Source organism: Saccharopolyspora soli, from assembly GCF_022678645.1.
Lineage (GTDB): Bacteria > Actinomycetota > Actinomycetes > Mycobacteriales > Pseudonocardiaceae > Saccharopolyspora > Saccharopolyspora soli.
The window spans coordinates 81,377-103,563 of record NZ_JALBWV010000003.1; the positions used below are offsets into that span (position 1 = coordinate 81,377).

The following is a 22,187-nucleotide window of genomic DNA, read 5'->3' on the forward strand; positions in this document are numbered from 1 at the left end:
CGGATTCGTACCGGGGCTCAGGGCAGCGGTGGTTGCTCGCGGGTCGTCTGGTTCTCCGAGGCGCGAGCGCGTGCGTAGTGCCTGCGTGCCTTGAGGCGGTTGCCGCAGGTCGCCATCGAACACCAGCGCGCCGAGTTGGCGCGGCTGCGGTCCAGGAGATACCGCGTGCAGTCCGGATTGGCGCATGGCCGCAGGCGGCCGGGGTACCGCTGTCGCACCTCGATCCAGGCGAGAACCGCGCGGATCGCCAAGCGCTGCGTCGGTGGCGCTTCGAGCTCCCAGGACAGGTGCCCCGCATCGATGGCCGGTCGCAGTCTTGCGGTCCGCAGGAGCTCCCAGAATTCCGCTGGCCCGGCGTCGGTATCGGTGGCGTTCCGAATGCGGTCTCTGGTGGCGCGCAGTACCTTCGCCTCCTCGGCCGTGCCGACGCCGCCCCAATCAGCGCTCCACTCCCGCGCTGATTCGGGCACGGCGAGGGCGTCGACCACTTGACCGTCGATCCGCGGTGCCGTGTTGAGCAGGCTGACGACGAGTTCCTCGTCCAAGGATCTAACCCCCTTAGTGCGCTTGACGAGGTTATCACGCCTCTTTATTGTTATAACCATATTGAGTCATTCAAGGGAGTTAGTCATGGATGTTCGGCATAGGTGCGCGCAGATCGACGGGCACCGGATCTTCTACCGGGAAGCTGGCCCGGCAGACGCGCCCGTGGTCGTGCTGCTGCACGGCTACCCGACGAGTTCGCACATGTACCGGCACCTCATCCCACTGCTGGCCGATCGGTATCGCGTCATCGCACCGGACTACCTCGGCTTCGGGCAGTCGGATGCCCCTGGCGTCGATGAGTTCGACTACAGCTTCGACTCGCTCGCCGGGATCGTCGACAGCTTGCTGTCGGAGCTGGGCGCGACGAGCTACGCGATGGTGGTGCAGGATTACGGCGCTCCGATCGGTTGGCGGCTCGCCCTCGCGCATCCGGAGCGGATCACGGCCATCATCTCGCAGAACGGGAACGCCTACGAGGAAGGCTTCGTCGCGGAGTTCTGGGATCCGATCTGGAACTACGCGGCCCACCGGAGTCCGGAAACCGAGGATGCCGTGCGGCCAGCCCTGGGGCTGGATGCGATCCGCTGGCAGTACCTGCACGGCGTTCCGCGGCCCGAACTGGTCAGCCCGGACACCTGGGTGCACGACTACGCGCTCATCCAGCGCCCCGGCAACGCCGAGATCCAGCTGAAGCTCTTCCGGGACTACGTCACCAACCGCGCGATTTATCCGCCGCTGCAGGAGTACTTCCGCACGAGCAACGTCCCGCTGCTCGCGGTCTGGGGGCGCAACGACGAGATCTTCGCGGCCGCGGGAGCGGAGGCGTTCCGCCGCGACCTGCCCGATTCGCAGATCCACCTGATCGACGGGGGACACTTCCTGATCGAGAGCCACCTCGACGTCGTCGCCGGGTACGTCCGCGGCTTCCTGGGCGAGGTCACCGGGTCCGCGAAGTCGTAGGGCAGCGGTGTCGTCGCAGCGGGGGCGGCGATGCGCGAGGTGGTCCTCGGGACGATGATGTGCGGCATGCCCGATGAGGAAACGACCAAGCGTTCGGACGACACCGACGCGGCGGCGCTGCTGTCGGTGGAACTCGCTGGTGAGGCCGACCCGGAGTTCTGCATTGAGCTCGACGTGGAAACCTACGGCAGAAACAGGGAATGATCGCACCCGCAGGTGCTCGAATACGGTGGGCGACGAACGTGGAGGTGCGGTATGACGAGGCAGCTCACTGTCGGCACGGAACTTCCTCCGCTGGAACTGCCGCCGATCAGCCGTGCCACGCTGGCGCTGTTCGCGGGGGCCTCCGGCGACCACAATCCGATCCACATCGACCTGGACAACGCGCGCAGCGCGGGATTCGACGACGTCTTCGCCCAGGGCATGCTGTCGATGGCTTACCTGGGGCGGCTGCTGACCGGCTGGGTGCCGCAGTCCGCACTGCGCTCGTTCGCCGTGCGGTTCGTCGCGATCACTCCTGTGCACGGGCAACCGACCTGCACCGGCCGGGTCACCGAGATCGACGAGACCGGCGGTGAACGCCGCGCCCACCTGGACCTGGCGGTGACCCTGACCGACGGCACGGTGACCTTGCGCGGCAGCGCGGTGGTCGCGGTCTAGGCGGCCTGCCCCATCCAGGGCAAGGGTAGCGAAACCCGGCGGTGGGAAGCCGCCGCGCCTGCGATGAGAGGACGTCACGACATGGAAGCCCACTCGGTCCTGCCGATGTGCGCCACCTGCGGCATGCAGTACGCCGCCCCGCGACCGGACTGCCCGATCTGCGAGGACGAGCGGCAGTACGTGCCGCCGGGCGGGCAGCAGTGGACCGACCTCGCGACCGTGCGATCCGGCGAGCACAGCGCGTTGATCCGGGAGCAGGGCGAAGTGCTCGGGATCGGCTGCCAGCCGAATTTCGCCATCGGCCAGCGCGCGCTGCTGGTGCGCACCGAGGCGGGCAACGTGCTCTGGGACTGCGTGTCCTATTTGGACGATGAGATCATCAGCACCATCAACGATCTCGGTGGCCTGATCGGCATCGCGATCAGCCACCCGCACTACTACACCACGATGATCGAGTGGAGCCGCGCGTTCGACGCGCCGGTCCACCTGCACGCGAGCGACCAGAAGTGGATCGGCCGCCCGGACCCGGCGATCCGGCTGTGGGAGGGCACCAGTACCGAACTCGCGCCCGGCCTGACGTTGATCAACCTCGGCGTGCACTTCGAAGGCGGCACCGTGCTGCACTGGGACCGCGGCGACGGTGCGTTGTTCTCCGGCGACATCGTGCAGGTCATCCCGGACCGCAACCACGTGGGTTTCATGTACAGCTACCCGAACCTGATCCCGGAACGGCCCAGCGTGGTGCGCCGCGCGGCGCAACTGCTCGAAACCTACCGATTCGATGCGCTCTACGGCGCGTGGTGGGATGCCGTGATCCCGACCGGCGCGCACGACATCGTGCAGCGCTCCGCTGCCCGCTACCTGCGCTTCGCCCTTGACGAACCGTCGAACTGAAAATGTCCAATGTGGTCGGACAGATGGCTTCGTCCGAGCGCGTTCACCGCGGCCGGTGTTCGTCGATCAGGTGGTGGGCCATCCGCCGAGCTCGGCGAGCGGCCGTGCGGTCGCCTTCGGCGGCCGCGATGATCGAGCCCTTCGCCAGCAAGTGCCAGGAGTGGGCGAATTCGACCGGGTCGCGCAGGCCGCCTTCCTCGGCCCAGCGCTCGACGAGGATGCGGATGTTGGCCAGGTGGTGGGTGGACGCGGTGCCCGCCGGGTGCTCGGGGCCCATCTCCAACAGCACGCTGATGAACGAGCAACCCTCGAAGTCGGCGTGGTGGAACCACGAGTCGAAGACGTCGAAGACGGCCAGTAGTCGTTCCAGCGGGGTTTCGGCGCGCTGCCGCGCCCCGGCCTCGACCACGCCGCGGGTCCACCGCCTCTCCCGGTCGTCGAGGAACGCCAGCACGAGGTCGTTCTTGGACGGGAAGTGGCGGTAGAGTGTCGCCTTGGCGACGCCCGAGCGCGCGATTATCTCGTCGACGCCGACGGCGCGAATACCGCGCCGGGAGAACAGGTCGTATGCGGTGGTCAGGATTCGCTCCCGCGTCGTGGCTCGACGCCCACCGGCCGGATCCGTGGTCATCGTCAGGCGAGTCTAGGGTCCCGGCGGGCTGTACATGACCGTTTCGATCGTGATAGAGACAGACTTGTCTATCTCGTTGTCGAGGAGGAGCCCGCGTGCGAAGCCAGAGCCGCGGTGCCATCCGCGACCGGCCCTACGATGCCCCGTCGGCGTTCTCGCCCGCGACGGGGAGATTGGTGCGTGGTGCCATGACCACCACCGGACGACCGAACCTCGACATCGACCTGTTGGACACCACCCAATGCAAAGTGCGACTGGCGTGCGAATGCTGCCAGGGCCGCGGCGATCTCGCGGTGTCGACCTGCCACACCCCGCTGGGCGTGCTGTGCGTGACGTTGTGCGGGACGTGCGGCGCGGCCGGGAAACGGCCGCGGTGGTCGGGCCCGCGCGGCGCGGACCGGATCAGCCAGCACTGCCTGCACCTGGGCATCGACCGGACCACGATGTCCGCATTGCTCGCGCAGCAGCACCATTTCGGCGTGCCGGAGGTGTGGTTCCACTGATCGATTCCAAACGCCGTCGCACTCGTCTCGCGCCGTGGCCCGGATCGCGTTTTCGTTCGAGTTACCCGTCCAGGTGCGCTCCGGTGCGCGTCGCCATTGATCGAGTGGGATCAGACGTCGATCGTCGCCGCGCAGTACCAGCCCTGGTCGTCGCTGGTGAGGTGAAGTCCGTGCAGGGCAACGGCTTTGGGCGCGGCGCCGGTGACTTCCACGCGGGTCAACGCAACGCTGGTCAGATCCAGCGCTAGGCCCGTTGGCCTGGGGCGGACGTTGAGGTGCAGTGGGACCGTGCCTTCGGCGTCCAGCAGGTAGATGATCTCGTCCAGGACCGCGAGCAGGAGTTGTTCGTCGGTGCCGTGGAACTCGACGGTGTTCGTGTAGTCGGGGCTGGTGTGCTCGGGTTGTGCGGCGCAGCCTTCGGCGAAGGCCGCCACCAGCGCTCGTGCCGCCTGCGCCACGCATTCCTCCCGCGTCGAGCCCCACGCCTCGAACCGGATGTCGGCGGTGTGCGGCAGGAAGCGGAATCCGCCGCTCACCCCTTCACCACACCCAACGGCACCAACCGCGCGATCCGGCGGCAAAGCCCGGCTCCTTCGGCGACGGCGACGACCGCGTCGACGTCCTTGTAGGCGGTCGGTGCCTCCTCGGCCAGGCCACGAGCGGAACTGCCGCGCACCACGATGCCGTCGTGTTCCAGGTCGCGGCGCAGTTGCCGGGCATCGATCGACCGGACCGCCTGATGACGGCTTTGCGTGCGACCAGCACCGTGGCACGTCGAGAAGAAGGCGTCCCCGCTCGGCACGCCGGTGAGCACGTACGACGCCGTGCCCATCGAACCGGGGATGAGCACGGGCTGACCGGCTTCCCGAAGGCCCGGCGGAAGATCCGGGTGGCCGGGCGGCAAGGCGTGCGTGGCACCCTTGCGGTGCACGCACAGCGTGCGCGGCTCACCCCGCACCTCGTGCGTTTCGAGCTTCGCGAGGTTGTGCGAGATGTCGTAGACGAGGTCGAGCCCGCAGCCGGTCACCTTCCGCAGCACCTCGCTCGCCGCAACACCGAGCACCTGCCGATTCGCGCGGGCGTAATTCGCCGCCGCTGCCATCGCGCCGAGATAGGCGCGGCCTTCCGGCGAGTCGACCGGTGCGCAGGCCAGCTGCCGGTCGGGGACGGTGAGACCGTGGTCGGCCATGCTGTCGTCCATCCGGCGCACGTGATCGGTGCAGATCTGATGGCCCAGCCCGCGCGAACCGCAGTGGATCATCACGCACAGCTGGTCGCGTCGCAGTCCGAATACCTTGGCGACGCCCTCGTCGTAGATCTCGGCGACCGCCTGCACCTCCAGGAAGTGGTTGCCGGAACCGAGACTGCCGACCTGCCCGAGCCCGCGGTCCCGTGCGCGAGTGCTGACTCGTCCCGGCTGGGCGTCGGCGACAGCGCCGCCGTCCTCGCAGCGTTCCAGGTCGCGCGGCGTGCCCCGGCCACGCGCGACCGCGTAGCGGGAACCTTCTTCGAGCACCCGATCCAGGCCCTCGCGGGACAACTCCCACACCCCGCCCCGGCCCGCGCCGCGTGGGGTGGCCCGGCTGAGCCCGTCCATGATCCGCTCGGCCGCTCGGCGGAAGTCCGACCGGTCCAGTTCGGCGGCGAGCAGCCGCACACCGCAAGAGATGTCGAACCCGACGCCACCGGGCGAGACCACGCCGCCCGCGCGGACGTCGGTGGCGGCAACGCCGCCGATCGGGAACCCGTAGCCCCAGTGCATGTCCGGCATCGCGTACGACGCGCCGACGATGCCCGGCAGGGCGGCGACGTTGACCACCTGGTCGAGCGCTCCGTCGCCCTTCGGTGGCAGCAGGCTTCGCGACGCGAACACCACCCCATGCACCCGCATCGAGCCGTGCTTTTCGATCCGGAACCGGTACGGGGTCTCCTCGACGAGCTCCACCCGGGCCTCCCACGGACGTCCCGACCCCGCAGTACCCGCCAGCGCCTGCCCCGACACCCAATGCGGCCGAGGTGCGTCGTGAGTGGGAATGGCCGCTCCAGCAGCCAATACCACTCACGACACCTTGGCGGCTTCGTCCTGCGGCGGGGGAGCGGGGACCGGGTTGGCGAGCACGGCGCGGGCCTGGTCCCGGTCGAGCGCCCCATCCCACCTGGACACGATGAAGGTCGCGACGCAGTTGCCCAGCAGGTTGGTGACCACCCGCATGGTGTCCATGATCCGGTCCGCGCCCAGCATCAGCGCGACCGCGGCGACCGGGATGACACCGACCGCCGATGCCGTCGCCGACAGCGCGATGAACGCCGAGCCGGGAATCCCGGCCATGCCCTTGGAAGTGAGGATCAGCACCAGCACCACGGTGAGCTGCTGGCCGATGGTGAGGTCGACGCCGACGGCCTGGGCCATGAACAGCGTCGCCAGCGACAGGTAGATCGACGCGCCGTCCAGGTTGAACGAGTAGCCGGTCGGGATCACCAGCCCGACTGCCTCCTTGCGGCAACCGGCGCGTTCGAGCTTCTCCATGATCCGAGGCATCACGACTTCGCTGGAGGCGGTGCCCACCGCGAGCGCGAACTCCTCGCGCGTGTAGCGCAGGAACCGCAGGATGCTCAGCCCGGTGAACGTCCGCAGCAGCACGCCGAGCACGACGCAGAACAGCAGCGCCGCGCCGTAGCAGGCAGCGATGAGGGTGGCGTAGGTGCCCAGCGAGGACAGCCCGTACTGGCCGATGAGGTACGCCATCGAACCGAACACCGCGATGGGCGCCAGCCGCATCACGTAGCCGATGATCTTGAAGATGATCTCACCGGTCTGCTCGATGAACGCGAAGACCTGCGGAGCGCGTTCGATGCCGATGTGCAGCAACCCGGCCGCGAACAGCACCGCCAGCAACAACACTTGCAGCAGCTCGTTGTCGGCGAAGGCCGCCACCGCGCTTTCCGGGATCATGTGCAGCACGAACTGGGCCGGACCGGGCATCTGCTCGCCCTCGGTCTTGGCGGTCACGCCGGAGGTGTCCAACGTCGCCGGGTCGATGTCCAGGCCAGCGCCGGGCTGCACCACGTTCCCGGCGATGAGGCCGAGGGCGAGCGCGGCGGTGGTGACGACCTCGAAGTAGATCAGCGCCTTGAGCCCGATGCGCCCGACCGAGCGCATGTCCCCGGCCTTGGCGATGCCGACCACCACCACGCAGAAGATCAGCGGCGCGATCACCATCTTGATCAGCCGGATGAAACCGTCACCGACCGGCTTGAGAGCGCCGCCGAAATCCGGCCACAGGTGGCCGACGGCGATGCCGACCACGGCCGCGATGAGCACCTGGACGAACAGCGAGGACAACACCCTGGACACGCGACCCCGCCGGATCGGCGACGCTGGCTGAGCCACGTCGGCCTCCAATTCCTCTTCGCGGAAGTATACTTCTGAAAATTCGAGAGAAGTTTGCGCGGCGAACTGAACCGACGTCAAGGGGCCGGGTGTGAACGTTGCTTTGCGGCCGTTCGCCGGACGGCGTCGAACCGAGGTGTCGCCGCGGGTTCCAACCCTGACCGGAACGGGTCCGGCTCGGGTTTCGTCAAGGTTCGAGGTAGATGAAGCCACCCGCGTCGAGCGTGCGCCGCCGAAGGATGTCGTTGCCGTCGAGCATCCGTCGCAGCGTGCCCGGATCGTCGGCTGGAGCGGTGCGCAGGACGGCGAAGAGGAACGCGACCGGCTCATCGGGCAGCCGGCGTCGCGGCGTGCGGATCACGTCGGTGCGAAACGGGTACAGCAGCACCAGCCCGCCGTCGGGGGCGCCGAGGTCGGCCGGATCGAGATCGCGCACCGTCCCGCCGATCACCTCATCGGCCGTCGAATCGGGCAGGAAAGCGTTCAACCACGGATGCGGCAGGTGCCACGCCCCGGTGCCGCGGAGCAATTCCTCGTGCGGGGCCATCCCGTCGAGGAACTCGAAGTACTCCACGTCCTGGGACTCCGCGCCGCGATAGCGGAGCCCCAGATCGGCGAACATCGGTGGCGTCCGGGTGTAGTAGGTGGCGAGGTCGAGCACGTACTCCCACTCCGAGCCGTCCTCGGCCGGTTTCGCCAGTCCTTCCAGGTAGTCGAACTCGCCGCCGGTCATCAGCCGCCGCTGGTCGGCGAGGAAGTCCGCGAGGTCGTTGTAGCGCAGCAGGCGGCGGCTGACCCGCTCCGGCGCCGGGACCAGCCGCAATGTGGCGCGCAGGATGATGCCGTGCCGACCGTGCCCACCGCGGACCGCGTCGAACAGCTGCGGATCTTCGGCGGCCGAGCAGGTTCGAACCTCGCCATCCGGGGTGCGGACTTGGAGTTCGAGCACGTTGTCGGTCAGCAGGCCGTGTCGGTGGGTCGCACCGCCGATGCCGCCCACCGACAGCGTTCCGCCGACGGAGAGTTCGAGGTAGTCGGTCAGCACGGGCGGGGTTCGGCCTTGCGCGAGGCTCGCGCGCAGCACGTCGCTCCAACACGCGCCCGTGTCAACGGTGATCCGATCGCCGTCGACGTCGTGCACGGTGCGCAACTCGTTGGTGTCGATCACCAGCCCGTCCGGGATCTGCGAGCTACCAGCAGGTGAGTGCCCCTGGCCGCGCACCACGTGCGGCAACCCCTGGGCCTCGGCGTACTCCGCCGCCGCGCAGAGTTCGTCCACCGAGGACGGTCGGGTCACCGCTCGCGGTAGGTGGTGCACGAGGTGGCCCCGGTCGTCGGCGGCGCTGTTGCGGGAGTCCGCGTCGGTGTGCAGGCGCGGGGCGTGCTCGGAGGTCTGCATCGGTGTCCTCGCTCGTCGGTCCCGGGGCGGCGGCTCGATCATGCCCAAGATCACCAGTTCGGTCGAATCCGGATCGGTGAGCGGTCGAACACAATGGGTCATCAGCACTGGTGGATCGGCGTGCGATGCTGCGGGCCCGCAGTTCCCAGCGTTCTCCCAGGTCGTTCATGCAGGTCTCCCGCACGTCAGAACTAGCTTGGCAGCAGATCTGGTGAGTTCCGTGGGAGTGGGGTTGATGCGCGGTCTGGCGGTGCGGCAAGCGAAGGCAGCCAGACCCGTCACCACCGTCGCGCGGACCGCCAAGCGCGACAACGTCCTCAGCCAGGCCGTGCTCTTCACCGCCGTCGGCGTGCTCGCCACGCTCTTGAACGCAGGGCTCTACATCGCGTTGCGGGGCACTTTCTCGGCAGGTGCCTCGAACATCTTCTCGCTGCTGATCACGGTCGTGGGCAGCAGCGAGGCGCACCGGCTGTTCGCCTTCGCCGACCGCGCCGAGCATCCGATCCGGATGCACCTGCAGACCCTCGCGGTGTTCGGCTTCTACTGCGTGTCGAACAACGTCGCGCTGGGTTTGCTGCATCTGGTCGTCGAAAACCCCTCCAGCGTCGCGGAAGCCGCCGCGGTCACCGCAATGAGCATCTTCGGCGGCATCACCCGGTTCGTCGTGCTGCGCGCCTGGGTCTTCAGCCGCGAGCAGCGGCCGGGACATCCCCGGCGCGGGCGGCGCGGCTGGTCGTCGTAATCGATCAGGCTGGATACTCGGTGGGCAGAGCTCGGTGCTGGTCGCGAGTCGGAGGTATTGGTGGTTGATGGCGTGCGGGTGACCGGTCTGGGGCGTGGCATCACCGATGACGAACGCCGCGATGCGGCCCTGATCTGGGATTATCACCTGATGGAGCACGAGGTTCGGCCGTGCTCGGTGGGTATCGGGTTGGGTAGCCACGATCTCGGTGTGGCGAGCTTCGCCGCCGAGCTCTACCGGCGGCGCCTGTTCCCGGTTCTGGTCTTCACCGGTGGCAACAGCCCCAAGACGGCAGCGCGGTTCCCGCGTGGTGAGGCCGTGCACTACCGGGAGCGCGCGATGGCGTTCGGTGTTCCCGATTCCGCGATCCGCGTCGAACCGCGTGCTACCAACACCGGGGAGAACATCGCCTTCTCGCGGGAACTCCTCGCGACGCAGGAGATCGATTCGGTGCTGCTGATCACCAAGCCGTACATGCAGCGCCGGGCGTTCGCCACCTGCCGGAAGCTGTGGCCCGAAGTCGACATCGTCTGCGCTTCGGAACCGTTGTCGCTGGCCGACTACTCGACCGCGTTCGGCGACGAGCGGTTGGTCATCGACATGCTGGTCGGTGACCTCCAGCGGATCATCGAGTATCCAAAGCTGGGCTTCGCCATCGAGCAGCAGGTGCCGGACGACGTCCGGCGGGCCTGCGACCGGCTGATCAGCGCAGGCTTCGACAGCCACGTGCTCAGGTCGTGAGCGCGAAGTTGGGCTCCAACCCGGTTCCACACTCACGACCAACGATCCGGGAGGAATCCGAGCATGACCACTGTCCTGGCGATTGACCAAGGGACCTCGGGAACCAAGGCCGTGGTGGTCGACGAGACCGACCGGACGCTGAGCATCGCCGAGCGGCCGGTGCACCCGCGCTACCTCACCGGTGGTGGTGTGGAGCAGGATCCCCGCGAACTGCTGGACTCGGTGCTGGACTCCGGGCGGCAGGCGGTCACCGAGGCCGGGGTGCCCATCGACTGCGTGACCCTGGCCAACCAGGGCGAAACGGTGCTGGCCTGGGACGAGAAGACCGGGCGGCCGCTGAGCCAGGCGATCAGCTGGCAGGACCGGCGGGCCGCGGAGATCTGCGCGACGCGCGGCGATTCCGCCGAGTTCGTGGCCGCGCGCACCGGCCTGGTGCTGGACCCGTACTTCTCCGCGCCCAAGATGCGCTGGATCCGGGAACGGCTGACCACCGCAGGTGTGGTGACCACTTCGGACACCTGGCTGATCCACCAGCTCACCGGCGAATTCGTCACCGACGTCAGCACCGCCAGCCGATCACTGCTCACCGGACTGGACGCGGTGTCCTGGGATCCCGAACTGCTGGCAGTGTTCGGCCTCACCGACGAGCACCTGCCGCGCATCGTCGCCAACGACGAGCCGGTCGGCGAGACAACGCTTTTCGGGGCGACATCGCCGGTCGGCGGGCTGGCCGTGGACCAGCAGGCGGCGCTGCTCGCGCAACGGTGCCTGGCCCCGGGGGAGGCGAAGTGCACCTTCGGCACCGGGGCGTTCCTGCTGGCCAACATGGGGCAGGTGCCGGTCCGGTCGAGTTCCGGGCTGGCTGCTTCGGTGGCGTGGCGGGTGCGCGGCGAAACGTCGTACTGCTTCGACGGACAGGTCGCCACCGCGGCTTCGGCCGTGCGATGGCTGCGGGGACTCGGACTCATCGCCGACGCATCCGAACTGGATCGGGTCGCGGCGCCCGACAGCGAGGGCGTGCTGTGCGTGCCCGCGTTGGCTGGGCTGTCCGCGCCGTGGTGGGCACCGGAGGCGAAAGCGGTCTTCACCGGGATGACACTGTCCACAGCGGCCGGTCACCTGGTGAAGGCGGTGCTGGACGGCATCGCCGCCCAGGTCGCCGAACTCGCCGACTGCGCGGCGCGCGACATCGGCGGGCCGCTGCAACGGCTGCGCGTGGACGGCGGACTCACCCGCAGCCAGGTGCTGATGCAGGCCGTCGCCGACCTGCTCCAAGTGCCGGTCGACGTGTACCCGTCGGCGCACGCCACAGCTCTCGGCGCGGCCGGATTCGCGCGCACCGCAGTCGATTCCGCGCTGCCGCTCGCGCGGGCGATCGTCGACTGGACGCCTACCACGAGCTTCGCACCGCGGATGAGCGCTGCGGACGCCGCCGGATTTCGGGTCCGGTGGCGGGCCACCGTCGATGCCGCCGCTGTTCCGAAGGAGCAGTCGTGAGCGAGACCTTCGACGTCGCCGTGATCGGTGCTGGGGTCGTCGGATCGGCGGTCGCCCGACTGCTGGCGGGATACCACCTGGACGTCGCGCTGATCGAGTCGCGCTGCGATGTCGGCGACGGCACGAGCAAGGCCAACACCGCGATTCTGCACACCGGTTTCGACGCCGAGCCCGGCACGTTGGAATCGCGGCTGGTCGGCAAGGGGTATCAGCTGCTCAAGGACTATGCCGACGCGACCGGCATCCCGTACGAGTCGACCGGTGCGCTGCTGGTGGCCTGGGATGCGGAGCAACTGGCGGCGCTGCCCGGCCTGATGGACAAAGCGGAGCGCAACGGCCGCGCCGACACCGAGATCGTCGGCCGGGACGAGGTGTATCGGCTGGTTCCGGAGCTGGGGCCGGGTGCGCTGGGTGGCCTGGCGGTGCCTGGCGAGTCGATCATCTGCACTTGGACCACCAACCTCGCGTTGGCCACCGATGCCGTCCGTCGCGGCGCGCAACTGCTGCGTTCGCACCACGTCGGATCGGTGACCGTCGGCGCGGCCGAGACCGAGTTGCACACCAACCGCGGCGACATCCGCGCCCGCTGGGTCATCAACGCAGCCGGGCTCGGCAGCGATGTGATCGACGCGCAGTTCGGCTACGACCGGTTCCACCTGCACCCGCGACGCGGCGAACTGCTGGTGTTCGACAAGCAGGCCCGGCGCCTGGTCGACAAGATCGTGCTGCCGGTGCCGTCCAAGCTGGGCAAGGGAGTGCTGGTCAGCCCGACCGTCTACGGCAACGTGCTGCTGGGGCCGACCGCCGAGGACATGACCGACCGCGCAGACACCTCGACCACCGCGGACGGTTGCGCGTTCCTCCTGGCGAAGGGCGCGCGGATCATGCCGCGCCTGCTCGCCGAAGAAGTCACCGCCACCTACGCCGGACTGCGGGCGGCCAGCGATGTGCCGGACTACACCGTCGAAATCGACGGCGAGCAGCGCTACGCGGTCGCTGGTGGCATCCGCTCCACCGGCCTGACCGCGAGCATGGCCATCGCCGAACACCTGCTGGAACTGCTGGGCGGAGCAGGGCTTGAACTGCGCGAACGCACTGATCTTCCAGGTCCGCCGAGGATGCCGAACCTGGGCGAGGCGTTCCTGCGGCCCTACGCCGACGGTGCTCGTATCGCCCGGGACCCGGCCTACGGCGCAGTGGTGTGCTTCTGCGAGCGTGTCACCGTCGGCGAGATCCGAGACGCCATGCACAGCACCATCCCGCCGCGCGACATCGATGGCCTGCGCCGCCGCACTCGCGCGATGAACGGGCGGTGCCAGGGGTTCTATTGCGGGGCACGCGCCACCGGCATGTTGCAGGGCGATGAGCCGGAGGAATACCGATGAGCACCGCACGCACCCGGCTCACGCCCGAGGTGGTCATCGTCGGTGCGGGCCCGGCTGGTCTTCGCGCGGCGAAGGAGATGGCGCCGAAGGTCTCCGGCGAAGTTCTGGTGCTCGATCGCGAGCCGCAGGCCGGGGGTCTCCCGCGGCATTGCGCGCACCCGGGTTTCGGGATCCGCGACCTGCGCCGGATCACGACCGGTCCGGCCTACGCGCGGCGGTTGGCGCGCAGCGCCGCGCAGGCAGGCGCAGTGATCCGCACCGGTGCGATGGTCACCGGCTGGTCAGCCGACGGCGGGCTGGAAGTGACCACGCCGGACGGGCTGTGGGAGGTCCGTGCCGACGCGGTCGTGCTGGCCACCGGCGCGCGAGAACGTCCGCGGTCCGCGCGGTTGGTGCCCGGCGACCGGCCCGACGGCGTCTACACGACCGGACACCTTCAGAACCTGGTGCACCTCAAGCATTCGCAGGTGGGCCGCAAGGCGATCGTCGTCGGCAGCGAGCTGGTCTCCTGGTCAGCGGTGCTGACGCTGCGCGCGGCGGGCTGTCAGACCGTGCTGATGACCACCGAACGACCGCGCGGCGAGGCGTACGCGCTGGTCGCCGTGCCGGGCAGGCTCGGCCTGGGGATCCCGGTGCGCACCCGGACCAAGGTCACCCGGATCATCGGCAGGCAGCAGGTCGCGGCCGTCGAGGTCGAAGATCTCGACAGCGGTCACCGCGACACCGTGCCCTGCGATGCGGTGGTGTTCACCGGCGATTGGATCGCGGACAACGAGCTGGCGCGCGCCGCCGGTCTGGAGATCGACCCCGGCACTCTGGGGCCGGTGGTCGACACCGAGCTGCGCACCGACCGGCCAGGTGTGTTCGCCGCTGGCAACCTGCTGCACCCGGTCGACACCGCCGACGTCGCCGCCCTTGATGGAGCGCGAGTGGCGGCGAGCGTGCTCGACCACCTCGGCGGACGGCGGTCCTCGGCGCAGGGTGTCCGGATCGTCGCTGACGAACCGTTGCGGTGGATCTCGCCGATGCTGCGCCGGGTCGGCGATCGGCCGCCACCCCGCAGGCGCCTGCTGGCCTGGGTGGACGAGTACCTGGCGTTCCCAGTTGTCGTGGTGCGCCAGAAGGGTCGGGTCGTCGCCGAGCAGCGGTTGGCGTGGCCAGCCGCGCCGGGCCGGGTGTTCCGGATCCCCAGCGAGATCCTCGACGCGGCTCGTCCTGGCCAGGGTGACGTGCACGTCTCGCTGCGCCGATGACGCCCTGGGACGCCGATCTTCGACGTGTTGGGCGCCGAGAAACGAACTGAGCGTGTGCATTTCGTCGCACAGCGCGACTTTCGCCGCGCCAGTTGTCGGTTTGGCCGCGCAACTCTTTGGAGAGTGTGCGGAGTTCCTTGCGTGGCGGTGCGGGTGGCGGAACCTCCGAGGTTTTCTCGTCTCCGGGATCCCCGACTTGTGTATGTCCGATACGCGGCGTCGGGGCTGTCCTCGCGAGAATGCCTCTGAGAACCCGCGGCGGTGCCAGCTGCGAGAGTGGTTGAAAGCGGCTCACGCCGCTTGCCTGACGACCACCCCGACACACCAATCCGCGCAACTCTTTAAGCTCTTCGGGATCGAAAGCTTGCGGAAGAAGAGGTGGCGGTCGCGTGACTCAGCGGTCAATGCAGGTCACGCGTCCCGGATCAAGATCGAGATCCGCCCGCTGCTGGGCGGCTGTGCTCGGCCTCTGCGCCGCGCTGCTGGCCTTGGCCGTGCCGTTGCTGCCGGTCGAGCACGACATCACCACCTTGCGCTGGCCGACTGCGGAAGGCACCAAACCGATTTCGGCGCCGCTGGTCAGCCACGCGCCGCTGTGGCTGACCGCGGATGTGCCCTGCGCGGCGGCGCGGAACCTGGACGCGCGCATCGACGGTCCAGGCGTGCTGATCGCGACCAACGCGCCGTCGTCGGATTACGGCGGGTTGACCGGGCTGAGCCTGCAGATCGACGCCGGGCAGCTCGTGCTCTGGTCCAGAGGGCACCAAGCGGGCACCGCTGTCCTTCCCGAGGGTGACTGCGCGATCTCGGTGCGTTCGGACGCGGCCGGTACGCAGGCCGATGTCGGCGGGCTGCCGCTCGCCGCCGTGCCGGGTGATCAGCGTCCCCAGCTCACCGGCATCTATTCGCAGCTCGACTCCACTGTCGACGATGTGCGCGGCCTTGCTTTCGCGGCGCGTGTGGACAACCGCTTCGCGAGCCAGCCGACGCCGCTGAAGATCGCCGTGCTCGTGCTGACCGTGTTGACGTTCCTCGGCTCGATGATCGCGCTGTTCCGGCTGGAGGTCCGGCGGCCGCTGCGCTGGGCGCCGGTGCGGTGGTGGCGGCCCAAGTTCCGAGACGTCGTCGTCCTCGGCGCGCTGGGCGTGTGGTGGCTGATCGGTGCGATGACCGCCGACGACGGCTACATCCTGACCATGCTGCGCGCCTCGGACAGCGCCGGGTACGTCACCAACTACTTCCGCTGGTTCGGCAATCCCGAATCGCCCTTCGGCTGGTTCTACGAGCTTTACGCGTGGTGGGTGCGGATCTCACCCGCCACGCCGTGGGTGCGGCTACCGGCGCTGTTCCTCGGGATCATCAGCTGGCTGCTGCTCAGCCGCGGGGTGCTGCCGAGACTCGGGCAGCAGGTGCGGCGCAGCGAGTCCGCGGGCTGGGCCGCGGCGGCGGTGTTCCTGGCCTTCTGGCTGCCCTACAACAACGGTCTTCGACCTGAGCCGGTCGTCGTGGCGTTCTTCCTGCTGTCGCTGTGCGCGGTCGAGCGCGCGGTGGCCACCCGACGCGTGACTCCGGCCGCGTTGGGACTCGTCGCGGCGGCGTTCGGACTCGGCGCGAATCCGCACGGCATGGTCGCGGTGCTGCCGTTCATCGTGGCGGCGAAGCCGCTGCTGCGGCTGTTGTGGCAGGGCATGCGGGCACGCGGGGTGCTGCCGGTGCTGGCACCGGTCGCGGCCGCCGGGCTGGTGATCTTCGTCGGGGTGTTCTTCGACCAGACCCTGCAGTCCGTGCTGGATTCGGTGCAGCTGAAGACGAAGTTCGGGCCGAGCGAGTCGTGGTACGAGGAACTCGACCGCTACGACCGGTTGTTCGGGCCGTGGCCGGATGGGTCGCTGACGCGCCGGTTCCCGGTACTGCTGCTTCTCCTGTGCCTCGCGGCGAGCGCGGTCGTGCTGCTGCGCCGGGGCAAGATCCGCGGCGCTTCGCTCGGCCCGAGCCGCCGTCTGCTGGCGGTGGCCGCGCTGTGCTTCGTGGTGCTCGCCGTGACGCCGACGAAGCACACGCACCACTTCGGCATCCTCGCCGGGGTGGGCGCCGTGGTGGCCGCACTGACGGCGCTGGCGACCAGTGCGGCGGTGCTGCGATCCCGGCGCAACAGGGCGGGATTCTTCGCTGGTCTCATGCTCATCTGCGCTTTTTCGGCAACCGGTACGAACTCGTGGTGGTACGTCTCGGGTTGGGGCGTGCCGTGGTTCAACCGGGCACCGAGCCTCGACGGGCGAAGCGCGAGCACGTACTTCCTGGCAGCTGCGGCGATCGCCGGAGCCGTCGCCCTGGTCGAGCACCTGCGCCACGACGAACTGCCGGTCACCACCCCGGACGCGCGTCGCCGGGTGCTGCGCCTCGGAGCCGCGCCGTTGACGATCACCTGCGCGGTCCTGCTGCTCGGCGAGGTGGCCCTGTTCGCCACCGGGATGTACCGGCAGCGCGGCGGCTACAGCCTGGGCGCGGACAACATCAAGCAGCTCACCGGTTCGAGCTGCGGGCTGTCGGACTACATCGGCGTGGAGACCGATCCGCGTCGCGGGATGCTCACCGCGTCGCCGAGCCAACCGCGAAGCGCAGTTCGCAATGCCAGCGCGCGGTCGGAGGACTACCTCGAAGCGAGCTCGGCGGGCTTCCACCGGTTCGGGTTTCCGCAGGCACCGGCCTGGACACCGCCGTTCGGATTCGGCGGCGATGACGCACCGGTGTGGGGCAGTTACGGGCTGTCCGACTCCGCCACGGGCGAATTGCGCACCCAGTGGTACGACCTGCCGCCGCAGGCGGGCAGCGGTGCGGCACCGGTCGTCGTGTCGTTCGCCGGATCCGCGACCGGGATGAACTCGCTGACCGTCGAATGGGGCCGGGACACCCCGCACGGCTTCGAGATCACCGGACACGGCGAGGTCGGGCAGGACAGCGGGCGGTGGTTCGACCGCCGGTTCACTGTGGACGGTGCGACCAAGGTCCGCGTCGTGGCCGAGGACCAGAAGGTAGACACCGGCGGCTGGCTCGCCTTCAGCGCGCCTCGCGTTCCGCAGCTGACCCCGATGACGAACGTGATCGGCGATGCCCCGGCCTTCGTCGAATGGCCAGCTGCCCTGGTGCACCCGTGCCTGCGCCTCGCCCGGCTGCACAACGGCGTCGCCGAATTGCCGCGGTTCAGGGTCGCTGGGGGCGGCATCATGCGGGACATGGGCCAGAGCTGGTCGGCGCCCGGCGGCGGCGGACCGTTCGGCTGGCTCAGCGTGGCCAGCAGCATGCGGGAGATGCCGACCTACCTCAAGGGCGAGCTGAACCGCGACTGGGGATCGCTCTACCTGGTGGATTCCTTCCAGGAGGACGCGCTCGCGGCCGAGGTCGCGATGGAGGTGCACCCCGAAACGCACTGGGGGCTGTGGACGCCCGGACCGGTGACGAAGGCGGTGAAGCTGCCCGGCGGCGTCCCCAGCTCCGACGGCCGCACCGACATCCGACCGCTCGACACCATCGCGACCGGCGCCGCGACCTGACCGGTTGTGAGCATTGCCATTCCGCGGGGCCACGACGGCGCTGATCGCTTAGGATGGCTAACCGTGTGGGGAGCACCCGTGCAACGGCGCCCGATGTGACTCTCGCGCCGTCGCAGATGTGTTCGTCGCGGCAGGCTCTGATTCCGTTGCCTGAGCGGGGTTTTGCGTCTCCGGGGGAGCGAGACCGCGCTGCGCTTGGACGTGGTGCCACCCGCGCGCACCTGAACCCGTTCGCACGAAAGACAAAAGAATGCCTCGCGCTCGACAACGACCGGTTCGGCACCACCACGTCGGTATCGCAGTCGTTGGTGTCCGCAGTGGACGCCCCGCGTTCGGTCGGGTGGCGGTGTCGTGTCCGGCGTGATCCAGGGGTTCGGCGTCATCGCCACCCTCGTGCTGATCGGTTATCTGCTCGGGCGCGGCCAAGTCCTCGGCGCGAACGGGCGCGAGGTGCTGACCCGGCTGTCGTTCTACGTCGCGACCCCCGCACTGATGTTGCAAATGCTCTCGCAGTCCGACGTCCGGATCATCTTCTCGATTCCGCTGCTGGTCACCGCGTTGAGCACGTTCGCCGCCGCGGGGCTGTTCGTGCTGGTCGGCGTCCTGCGCCGGTGGAACATCCGCCGCACCACCATCGGCGCGCTGTGCTCCAGCTACGTCAACGCCGGGAACCTCGGCATTCCGATCGCGGTCTACGTGCTGGGTGATGCGGCGCTGGTGGCGCCGGTGATGCTGTTCCAGCTGCTGGTCATGACGCCTATCGGGCTGACCGTGATCGACTTCGCGCAGGCCGCCGAGCGCAGGTCGGTGTGGCTGCGGATCCTCGCGCCGTTCCGCAACCCGATCGTCATCTGCTCGCTGATCGGCGTCGGGATCTCGTTGAGCGGCTGGCGGATTCCAGCGCCGGTCATGGAGCCGATCACGCTGATCGGACACCTGTCGGTGCCGACGGTGCTGCTGGCGTTCGGCATCTCGCTGTGGGGTAGTGCGCTGCCCGCCGGAGGCGCGGAACGGTGGCCGGTGCTGCTGTCGGTCGGGCTGAAGTCGGTGGTGCACCCGGTGATCGCGTGGGCGATCGGCGCTGGTCTGTTCGGTCTGGAAGGTGCGCCGTTGTTCGCGGCGGTGGTGATTTCCGCACTCCCAGCGGCGCAGAACCTCTTCGTCTACGCCTCCCGCTACAACGTCGGGGTGCGCCTGGCGCGCGAGTCGATCCTGCTGTCGACGATCCTATCCGTCCCGGTGCTTTTCACAGTCGCGGCGCTGCTCGGCTGACGCCCGTTCGCTGGCCGCGTGCCGCCTTGGCATCCTGTCTTTGATCTTCTTTTGAAGCGGCGTAGCCGCTTGGCCCACGTACGGCGCTTGCACCGCCGCGGGTTCTCAGAAGTCTTCTCGGGAGGACAGCCTCGACGTGGTGTATTGGACATACATGATGTCGGGGATCCCGGACCGAGAAGACTTCTGAGGTTCCGCTACTTGCACCGCCACGCAAAACGAGTTCGGAGACAGGCTCTTACTCGCTCGGTCAGCCGACGTTGAGGTCGACGCAGGCGTAGAAGGCGTTGGCCGTGTCGGCGATGTTCCAAACGGCGAGCAACTTCTGCTGGCCGCTGACGCCGCCGAGGTCGACGGTGTGCGACACCTGGCTCGGGGGCCGCTGGCCGCCGTCGTCGAAGACGGCCACCCGGTTGCCGCCGATGAAGTACTCCCAGGTGGAGGTGGCGTGGGCGGCGGTGAGCGTCCAGTTGAACGTCACCGAGTTGCCCACCGAGGTGGTGGTCCAGCCCTTGCTGTCGTCGTCGAGCTCGGCGAACCGGGAGTTGCCGCCGCTGCAGCTCGTCAGGCCCTTGGGACCTTCGACGCTCTGCGGTTCGTACTTGATCTCCCCGCAGGGCACCGTTCCGGCGGCGCACTGCGCCTGTCGGCTCGGCGGTGAGTCGATGTAGCCGTGCGCGCTGGCGGTGCCGGTCGGGATGGCCACCAGGAAGGGGGCGATCGCCGCGCCGACTGCCGCGGCGGCGACCTTCCGCTTCGAATTCATCTCAACTCCTCGTCGATGCGACCGAGATCCCTCGGCCGAACAGATCCCCCCGATCGGCGGTCGGCGAATCGGCGCATGATGCGGCGATGGAGCGGGAGGAGACTGGTCCGGTCGATGACCGCCGGTCGACTGGACCTTCCCCGAAAAGCAATGTGGTCTGGACCATACTGTGAGCCTGGAATTCGGTCAATACCTGCGAAAACAGTCACCGCGATGGACCAGGACCACTCCGCGAACTGGTCCGCGCCGAGTTCTCCGGCCAACCGCGACACGTAATTCCCAGAGGGCAGTGCGATCCCGTGCAGCGCGGCCCGTTCGGTGAATTGCGCCAGCTTCCTCGGCCCTGTCATTCGCGGACGCAGAATCTCCTCTTGTCCTCATTGGACAATAGGTGGAGAATTCCTGGTCTAGCAGGGAAAGAGGCCGATCCTGGGTGTAGCGTCTTCTGGGGCGCGTTGATGTCGCTACCTCGAAGATCCTTCACGTACCAGCGGATTACAATGATCGTCGTGTGTAGGACGCTGGTGAAGCGGGCGTACAAGTACCGCTTCTATCCCACCGAAAATCAGCGGCAGGTGTTGTCGCGTACGTTCGGGTGCGTCCGCAAGGTCTACAACCTCGCCCTGGATGTCAGGACGCGAGCGTGGTTCACCGAACAACGCCAGGTGACCTACGTCGAAACGTCGGCGATGCTCACCCAGTGGAAGAAAACCGAGGAACTATCGTTCCTGGGTGAGGTGTCGTCGGTTCCGCTCCAACAGGCGCTTCGGCATCTGCAACTTGCGTTTGCCGCGTTCTTTGACAAACGCGCGAAATACCCGCGCTTCAAGTCCCGCAAGCGCTCCAAAGCGTCGGTCGAGTACACGCGCTCCGCGTTTCGCTACCGAGACGGGCAGTTGTATCTTGCCAAGATGACCGAACCACTGGACATTGTGTGGTCTCGGCCGCTGCCGGACGGGGCGGAGCCGTCCACGGTAACGGTGTCGCGGGACGCCGCTGACCGGTGGTTCGCGTCGATCCTGGTCGAAACCTCGGTTAAACGTCACTCCCCGAGCGACAACGCTGTTGGGGTGGATTTGGGGATCACGTCTCTGGTGACTTTGTCGACCGGGGAGAAGGTCACCAACCCCAAGCACGAAAAGCGTGAGCGCGCTCGGCTGGCTCGTGCCCAACGAAACCTCGCCCGTAAACAGAAGGGAAGCGAGAATCGGGATAAGGCTCGCCGGAAGGTGGCTCGCGTGTACGCGCGGATCATTGACCGGCGGCGGGATCACCTGCACAAGGTCACTACTCGACTCGTCCGCGACAACCAAACGGTCGTGATCGAAGACCTTCAGGTGTGTAACTTGCTCAAGAATGGCAAGCTCGCCCGCGCCATCAGTGATGCTTCTTGGTCGGACTTCCGGACCATGCTGGAGTATAAGTGCTCATGGTACGGACGTGACCTGGTCGTGATCGACCGATGGCTCCCCTCGTCGAAGACGTGCTCGCATTGCGGGCTGTGGTTGGAATGCTTGCCGTTGAACGTTCGCGAATGGACGTGCGAAGGCTGCGGTGCGACCCACGATCGGGACATCAATGCCGCGCGCAACATTTTGGCCGCTGGGCTGGCGGTGTCGGCCTGTGGAGCTGGTGTGAGACCGAACCGCACTCGTGCGGGGACGCAACCGGCCGTGAAGCAGGAACTATCCGGCGCGAGCCGGATGGGAATCCCCGGGCTTTAGCTGGGGAAGCAGTCAAGCGGCTCGACATCCCGCCCGAGGCGACCCAGGCGGTGTACCGGATCGCGGACTCGTGCCTGAACGCGGTGACCCCGATGAGCGCCTACTTCGTGATGACGCTGGGCATCCTGCAGCGCTACCGGGCCTCGGCCGGGATCGGCACGCTGGCCTCGCTGACCGTGCCCCTGTCGGCGGTGATGCTGGTGGTCTGGTCGCTGCTGTTCTACGCCTGGTGGGCGCTGGGCATCCCGCTCGGACCGGGGGCGCCGGTGCGG

The 22,187-nt window shown here is 68.3% G+C and carries 20 protein-coding genes and 1 pseudogene; 14 read left to right on the plus strand and 7 right to left on the minus strand.

The genetic code is table 11. The features are described 5' to 3' along the window. Window positions 1-17: 17 nt before the first annotated feature. The gene (locus MOQ72_RS03220; RefSeq protein WP_242180450.1) at window positions 18-545 is read right to left on the minus strand and encodes a CGNR zinc finger domain-containing protein; all 528 of its coding nucleotides are present in this window, start codon (window positions 543-545) and stop codon (window positions 18-20) included. An 85-nt stretch (window positions 546-630) separates the two neighbouring features. Between MOQ72_RS03220 and MOQ72_RS03225 the strand changes: the two genes are divergently transcribed. The 4 genes from MOQ72_RS03225 (at window position 631) to MOQ72_RS03240 (ending at window position 3,060) form a co-directional block, all read left to right on the plus strand. Next, complete coding sequence (locus tag MOQ72_RS03225; RefSeq protein WP_242180451.1) at window positions 631-1,506, plus strand: alpha/beta fold hydrolase; 876 nt, start codon at window positions 631-633, stop codon at window positions 1,504-1,506. A gap of 30 nt (window positions 1,507-1,536) precedes the next feature. After that, window positions 1,537-1,710, plus strand: a complete 174-nt coding sequence (locus MOQ72_RS03230; RefSeq protein ID WP_242180452.1) for a hypothetical protein — start codon at window positions 1,537-1,539, stop codon at window positions 1,708-1,710. A 51-nt stretch (window positions 1,711-1,761) separates the two neighbouring features. Next, window positions 1,762-2,166, plus strand: a complete 405-nt coding sequence (locus MOQ72_RS03235; protein ID WP_242180453.1) for a MaoC/PaaZ C-terminal domain-containing protein — start codon at window positions 1,762-1,764, stop codon at window positions 2,164-2,166. 81 nt (window positions 2,167-2,247) lie between these two features. Next, complete coding sequence (locus MOQ72_RS03240; RefSeq protein ID WP_242180454.1) at window positions 2,248-3,060, plus strand: MBL fold metallo-hydrolase; 813 nt, start codon at window positions 2,248-2,250, stop codon at window positions 3,058-3,060. Between the two features lie 43 nt (window positions 3,061-3,103). On the opposite strand, the gene MOQ72_RS03245 is transcribed toward MOQ72_RS03240, so the two are convergent. Next, the gene (locus MOQ72_RS03245) at window positions 3,104-3,691 is read right to left on the minus strand and encodes a TetR/AcrR family transcriptional regulator (protein WP_242180455.1); all 588 of its coding nucleotides are present in this window, start codon (window positions 3,689-3,691) and stop codon (window positions 3,104-3,106) included. Between the two features lie 95 nt (window positions 3,692-3,786). Between MOQ72_RS03245 and MOQ72_RS03250 the strand changes: the two genes are divergently transcribed. Next, entirely contained in the window at window positions 3,787-4,194 is a 408-nt protein-coding gene (locus MOQ72_RS03250; protein ID WP_242180456.1) for a hypothetical protein, read from the plus strand. A gap of 110 nt (window positions 4,195-4,304) precedes the next feature. On the opposite strand, the gene MOQ72_RS03255 is transcribed toward MOQ72_RS03250, so the two are convergent. The 4 genes from MOQ72_RS03255 to MOQ72_RS03270 all read right to left on the minus strand — a co-directional run bounded on the left by MOQ72_RS03255 (window position 4,305) and on the right by MOQ72_RS03270 (window position 9,086). Beyond that, a complete protein-coding gene (locus tag MOQ72_RS03255) occupies window positions 4,305-4,730 on the minus strand; it encodes an archease (RefSeq protein WP_242180457.1) in 426 nt (141 codons plus the stop codon). After that, complete coding sequence (locus tag MOQ72_RS03260) at window positions 4,727-6,139, minus strand: RtcB family protein (RefSeq protein WP_242180458.1); 1,413 nt, start codon at window positions 6,137-6,139, stop codon at window positions 4,727-4,729. The genes MOQ72_RS03255 and MOQ72_RS03260 overlap by 4 nt, the downstream gene beginning before the upstream one ends. A gap of 114 nt (window positions 6,140-6,253) precedes the next feature. After that, a complete protein-coding gene (dctA, locus tag MOQ72_RS03265; RefSeq protein WP_242180459.1) occupies window positions 6,254-7,585 on the minus strand; it encodes a C4-dicarboxylate transporter DctA in 1,332 nt (443 codons plus the stop codon). 187 nt (window positions 7,586-7,772) lie between these two features. Next, window positions 7,773-9,086, minus strand: a complete 1,314-nt coding sequence (locus tag MOQ72_RS03270) for an FAD-binding protein (RefSeq protein WP_242180460.1) — start codon at window positions 9,084-9,086, stop codon at window positions 7,773-7,775. Between the two features lie 109 nt (window positions 9,087-9,195). Between MOQ72_RS03270 and MOQ72_RS03275 the strand changes: the two genes are divergently transcribed. From MOQ72_RS03275 to MOQ72_RS03305, 7 genes are all read left to right on the plus strand, one after another. After that, window positions 9,196-9,726: a GtrA family protein gene (locus MOQ72_RS03275; RefSeq protein ID WP_242180461.1), complete on the plus strand. Its 531-nt coding sequence runs from the start codon at window positions 9,196-9,198 to the stop codon at window positions 9,724-9,726. Window positions 9,727-9,813: 87 nt separating this feature from the next. After that, on the plus strand, window positions 9,814-10,467 hold the full coding sequence (locus MOQ72_RS03280) for a YdcF family protein (protein WP_372495275.1): 654 nt from the start codon (window positions 9,814-9,816) through the stop codon (window positions 10,465-10,467). Between the two features lie 63 nt (window positions 10,468-10,530). Continuing rightward, window positions 10,531-11,964, plus strand: coding sequence for an FGGY family carbohydrate kinase (locus MOQ72_RS03285; RefSeq protein WP_242180462.1), 1,434 nt, complete (start codon window positions 10,531-10,533; stop codon window positions 11,962-11,964). Continuing rightward, the gene (locus tag MOQ72_RS03290; RefSeq protein WP_242180463.1) at window positions 11,961-13,349 is read left to right on the plus strand and encodes an NAD(P)/FAD-dependent oxidoreductase; all 1,389 of its coding nucleotides are present in this window, start codon (window positions 11,961-11,963) and stop codon (window positions 13,347-13,349) included. The genes MOQ72_RS03285 and MOQ72_RS03290 overlap by 4 nt, the downstream gene beginning before the upstream one ends. Next, complete coding sequence (locus tag MOQ72_RS03295) at window positions 13,346-14,602, plus strand: NAD(P)/FAD-dependent oxidoreductase (RefSeq protein WP_242180464.1); 1,257 nt, start codon at window positions 13,346-13,348, stop codon at window positions 14,600-14,602. The genes MOQ72_RS03290 and MOQ72_RS03295 overlap by 4 nt, the downstream gene beginning before the upstream one ends. A gap of 389 nt (window positions 14,603-14,991) precedes the next feature. Beyond that, entirely contained in the window at window positions 14,992-18,153 is a 3,162-nt protein-coding gene (locus tag MOQ72_RS03300; RefSeq protein WP_372495266.1) for an arabinosyltransferase domain-containing protein, read from the plus strand. Between the two features lie 351 nt (window positions 18,154-18,504). Further along, window positions 18,505-19,425, plus strand: coding sequence for an AEC family transporter (locus MOQ72_RS03305; protein WP_242180465.1), 921 nt, complete (start codon window positions 18,505-18,507; stop codon window positions 19,423-19,425). A 250-nt stretch (window positions 19,426-19,675) separates the two neighbouring features. Here the strand turns inward: MOQ72_RS03305 and MOQ72_RS03310 are convergent, their stop codons facing one another. After that, a complete protein-coding gene (locus tag MOQ72_RS03310) occupies window positions 19,676-20,191 on the minus strand; it encodes a lytic polysaccharide monooxygenase auxiliary activity family 9 protein (RefSeq protein WP_242180466.1) in 516 nt (171 codons plus the stop codon). A 509-nt stretch (window positions 20,192-20,700) separates the two neighbouring features. Here MOQ72_RS03310 and MOQ72_RS03315 point away from each other — a divergent pair. Both MOQ72_RS03315 and MOQ72_RS03320 read left to right on the plus strand, forming a co-directional pair. Then, the gene (locus tag MOQ72_RS03315; protein ID WP_308197845.1) at window positions 20,701-21,915 is read left to right on the plus strand and encodes an RNA-guided endonuclease InsQ/TnpB family protein; all 1,215 of its coding nucleotides are present in this window, start codon (window positions 20,701-20,703) and stop codon (window positions 21,913-21,915) included. Between the two features lie 20 nt (window positions 21,916-21,935). Beyond that, a pseudogene (locus MOQ72_RS03320) lies at window positions 21,936-22,187 on the plus strand (AbgT family transporter); the annotation flags it as partial.

Excerpts from the sequence above, each read along its gene's own strand:
- MOQ72_RS03295 (WP_242180464.1), top strand. The coding sequence starts at position 13,346 with ATGAGCACCGCACGCACCCGGCTCACGCCCGAGGTGGTCATCGTCGGT.
- MOQ72_RS03235 (WP_242180453.1), top strand. The coding sequence starts at position 1,762 with ATGACGAGGCAGCTCACTGTCGGCACGGAACTTCCTCCGCTGGAACTG.
- MOQ72_RS03270 (WP_242180460.1), bottom strand. The coding sequence starts at position 9,086 with ATGACCCATTGTGTTCGACCGCTCACCGATCCGGATTCGACCGAACTG.
- MOQ72_RS03310 (WP_242180466.1), bottom strand. The coding sequence starts at position 20,191 with ATGAATTCGAAGCGGAAGGTCGCCGCCGCGGCAGTCGGCGCGGCGATC.
- MOQ72_RS03225 (WP_242180451.1), top strand. The coding sequence starts at position 631 with ATGGATGTTCGGCATAGGTGCGCGCAGATCGACGGGCACCGGATCTTC.
- MOQ72_RS03240 (WP_242180454.1), top strand. The coding sequence starts at position 2,248 with ATGGAAGCCCACTCGGTCCTGCCGATGTGCGCCACCTGCGGCATGCAG.
- MOQ72_RS03245 (WP_242180455.1), bottom strand. The coding sequence starts at position 3,691 with ATGACCACGGATCCGGCCGGTGGGCGTCGAGCCACGACGCGGGAGCGA.
- MOQ72_RS03285 (WP_242180462.1), top strand. The coding sequence starts at position 10,531 with ATGACCACTGTCCTGGCGATTGACCAAGGGACCTCGGGAACCAAGGCC.
- MOQ72_RS03230 (WP_242180452.1), top strand. The coding sequence starts at position 1,537 with ATGCGCGAGGTGGTCCTCGGGACGATGATGTGCGGCATGCCCGATGAG.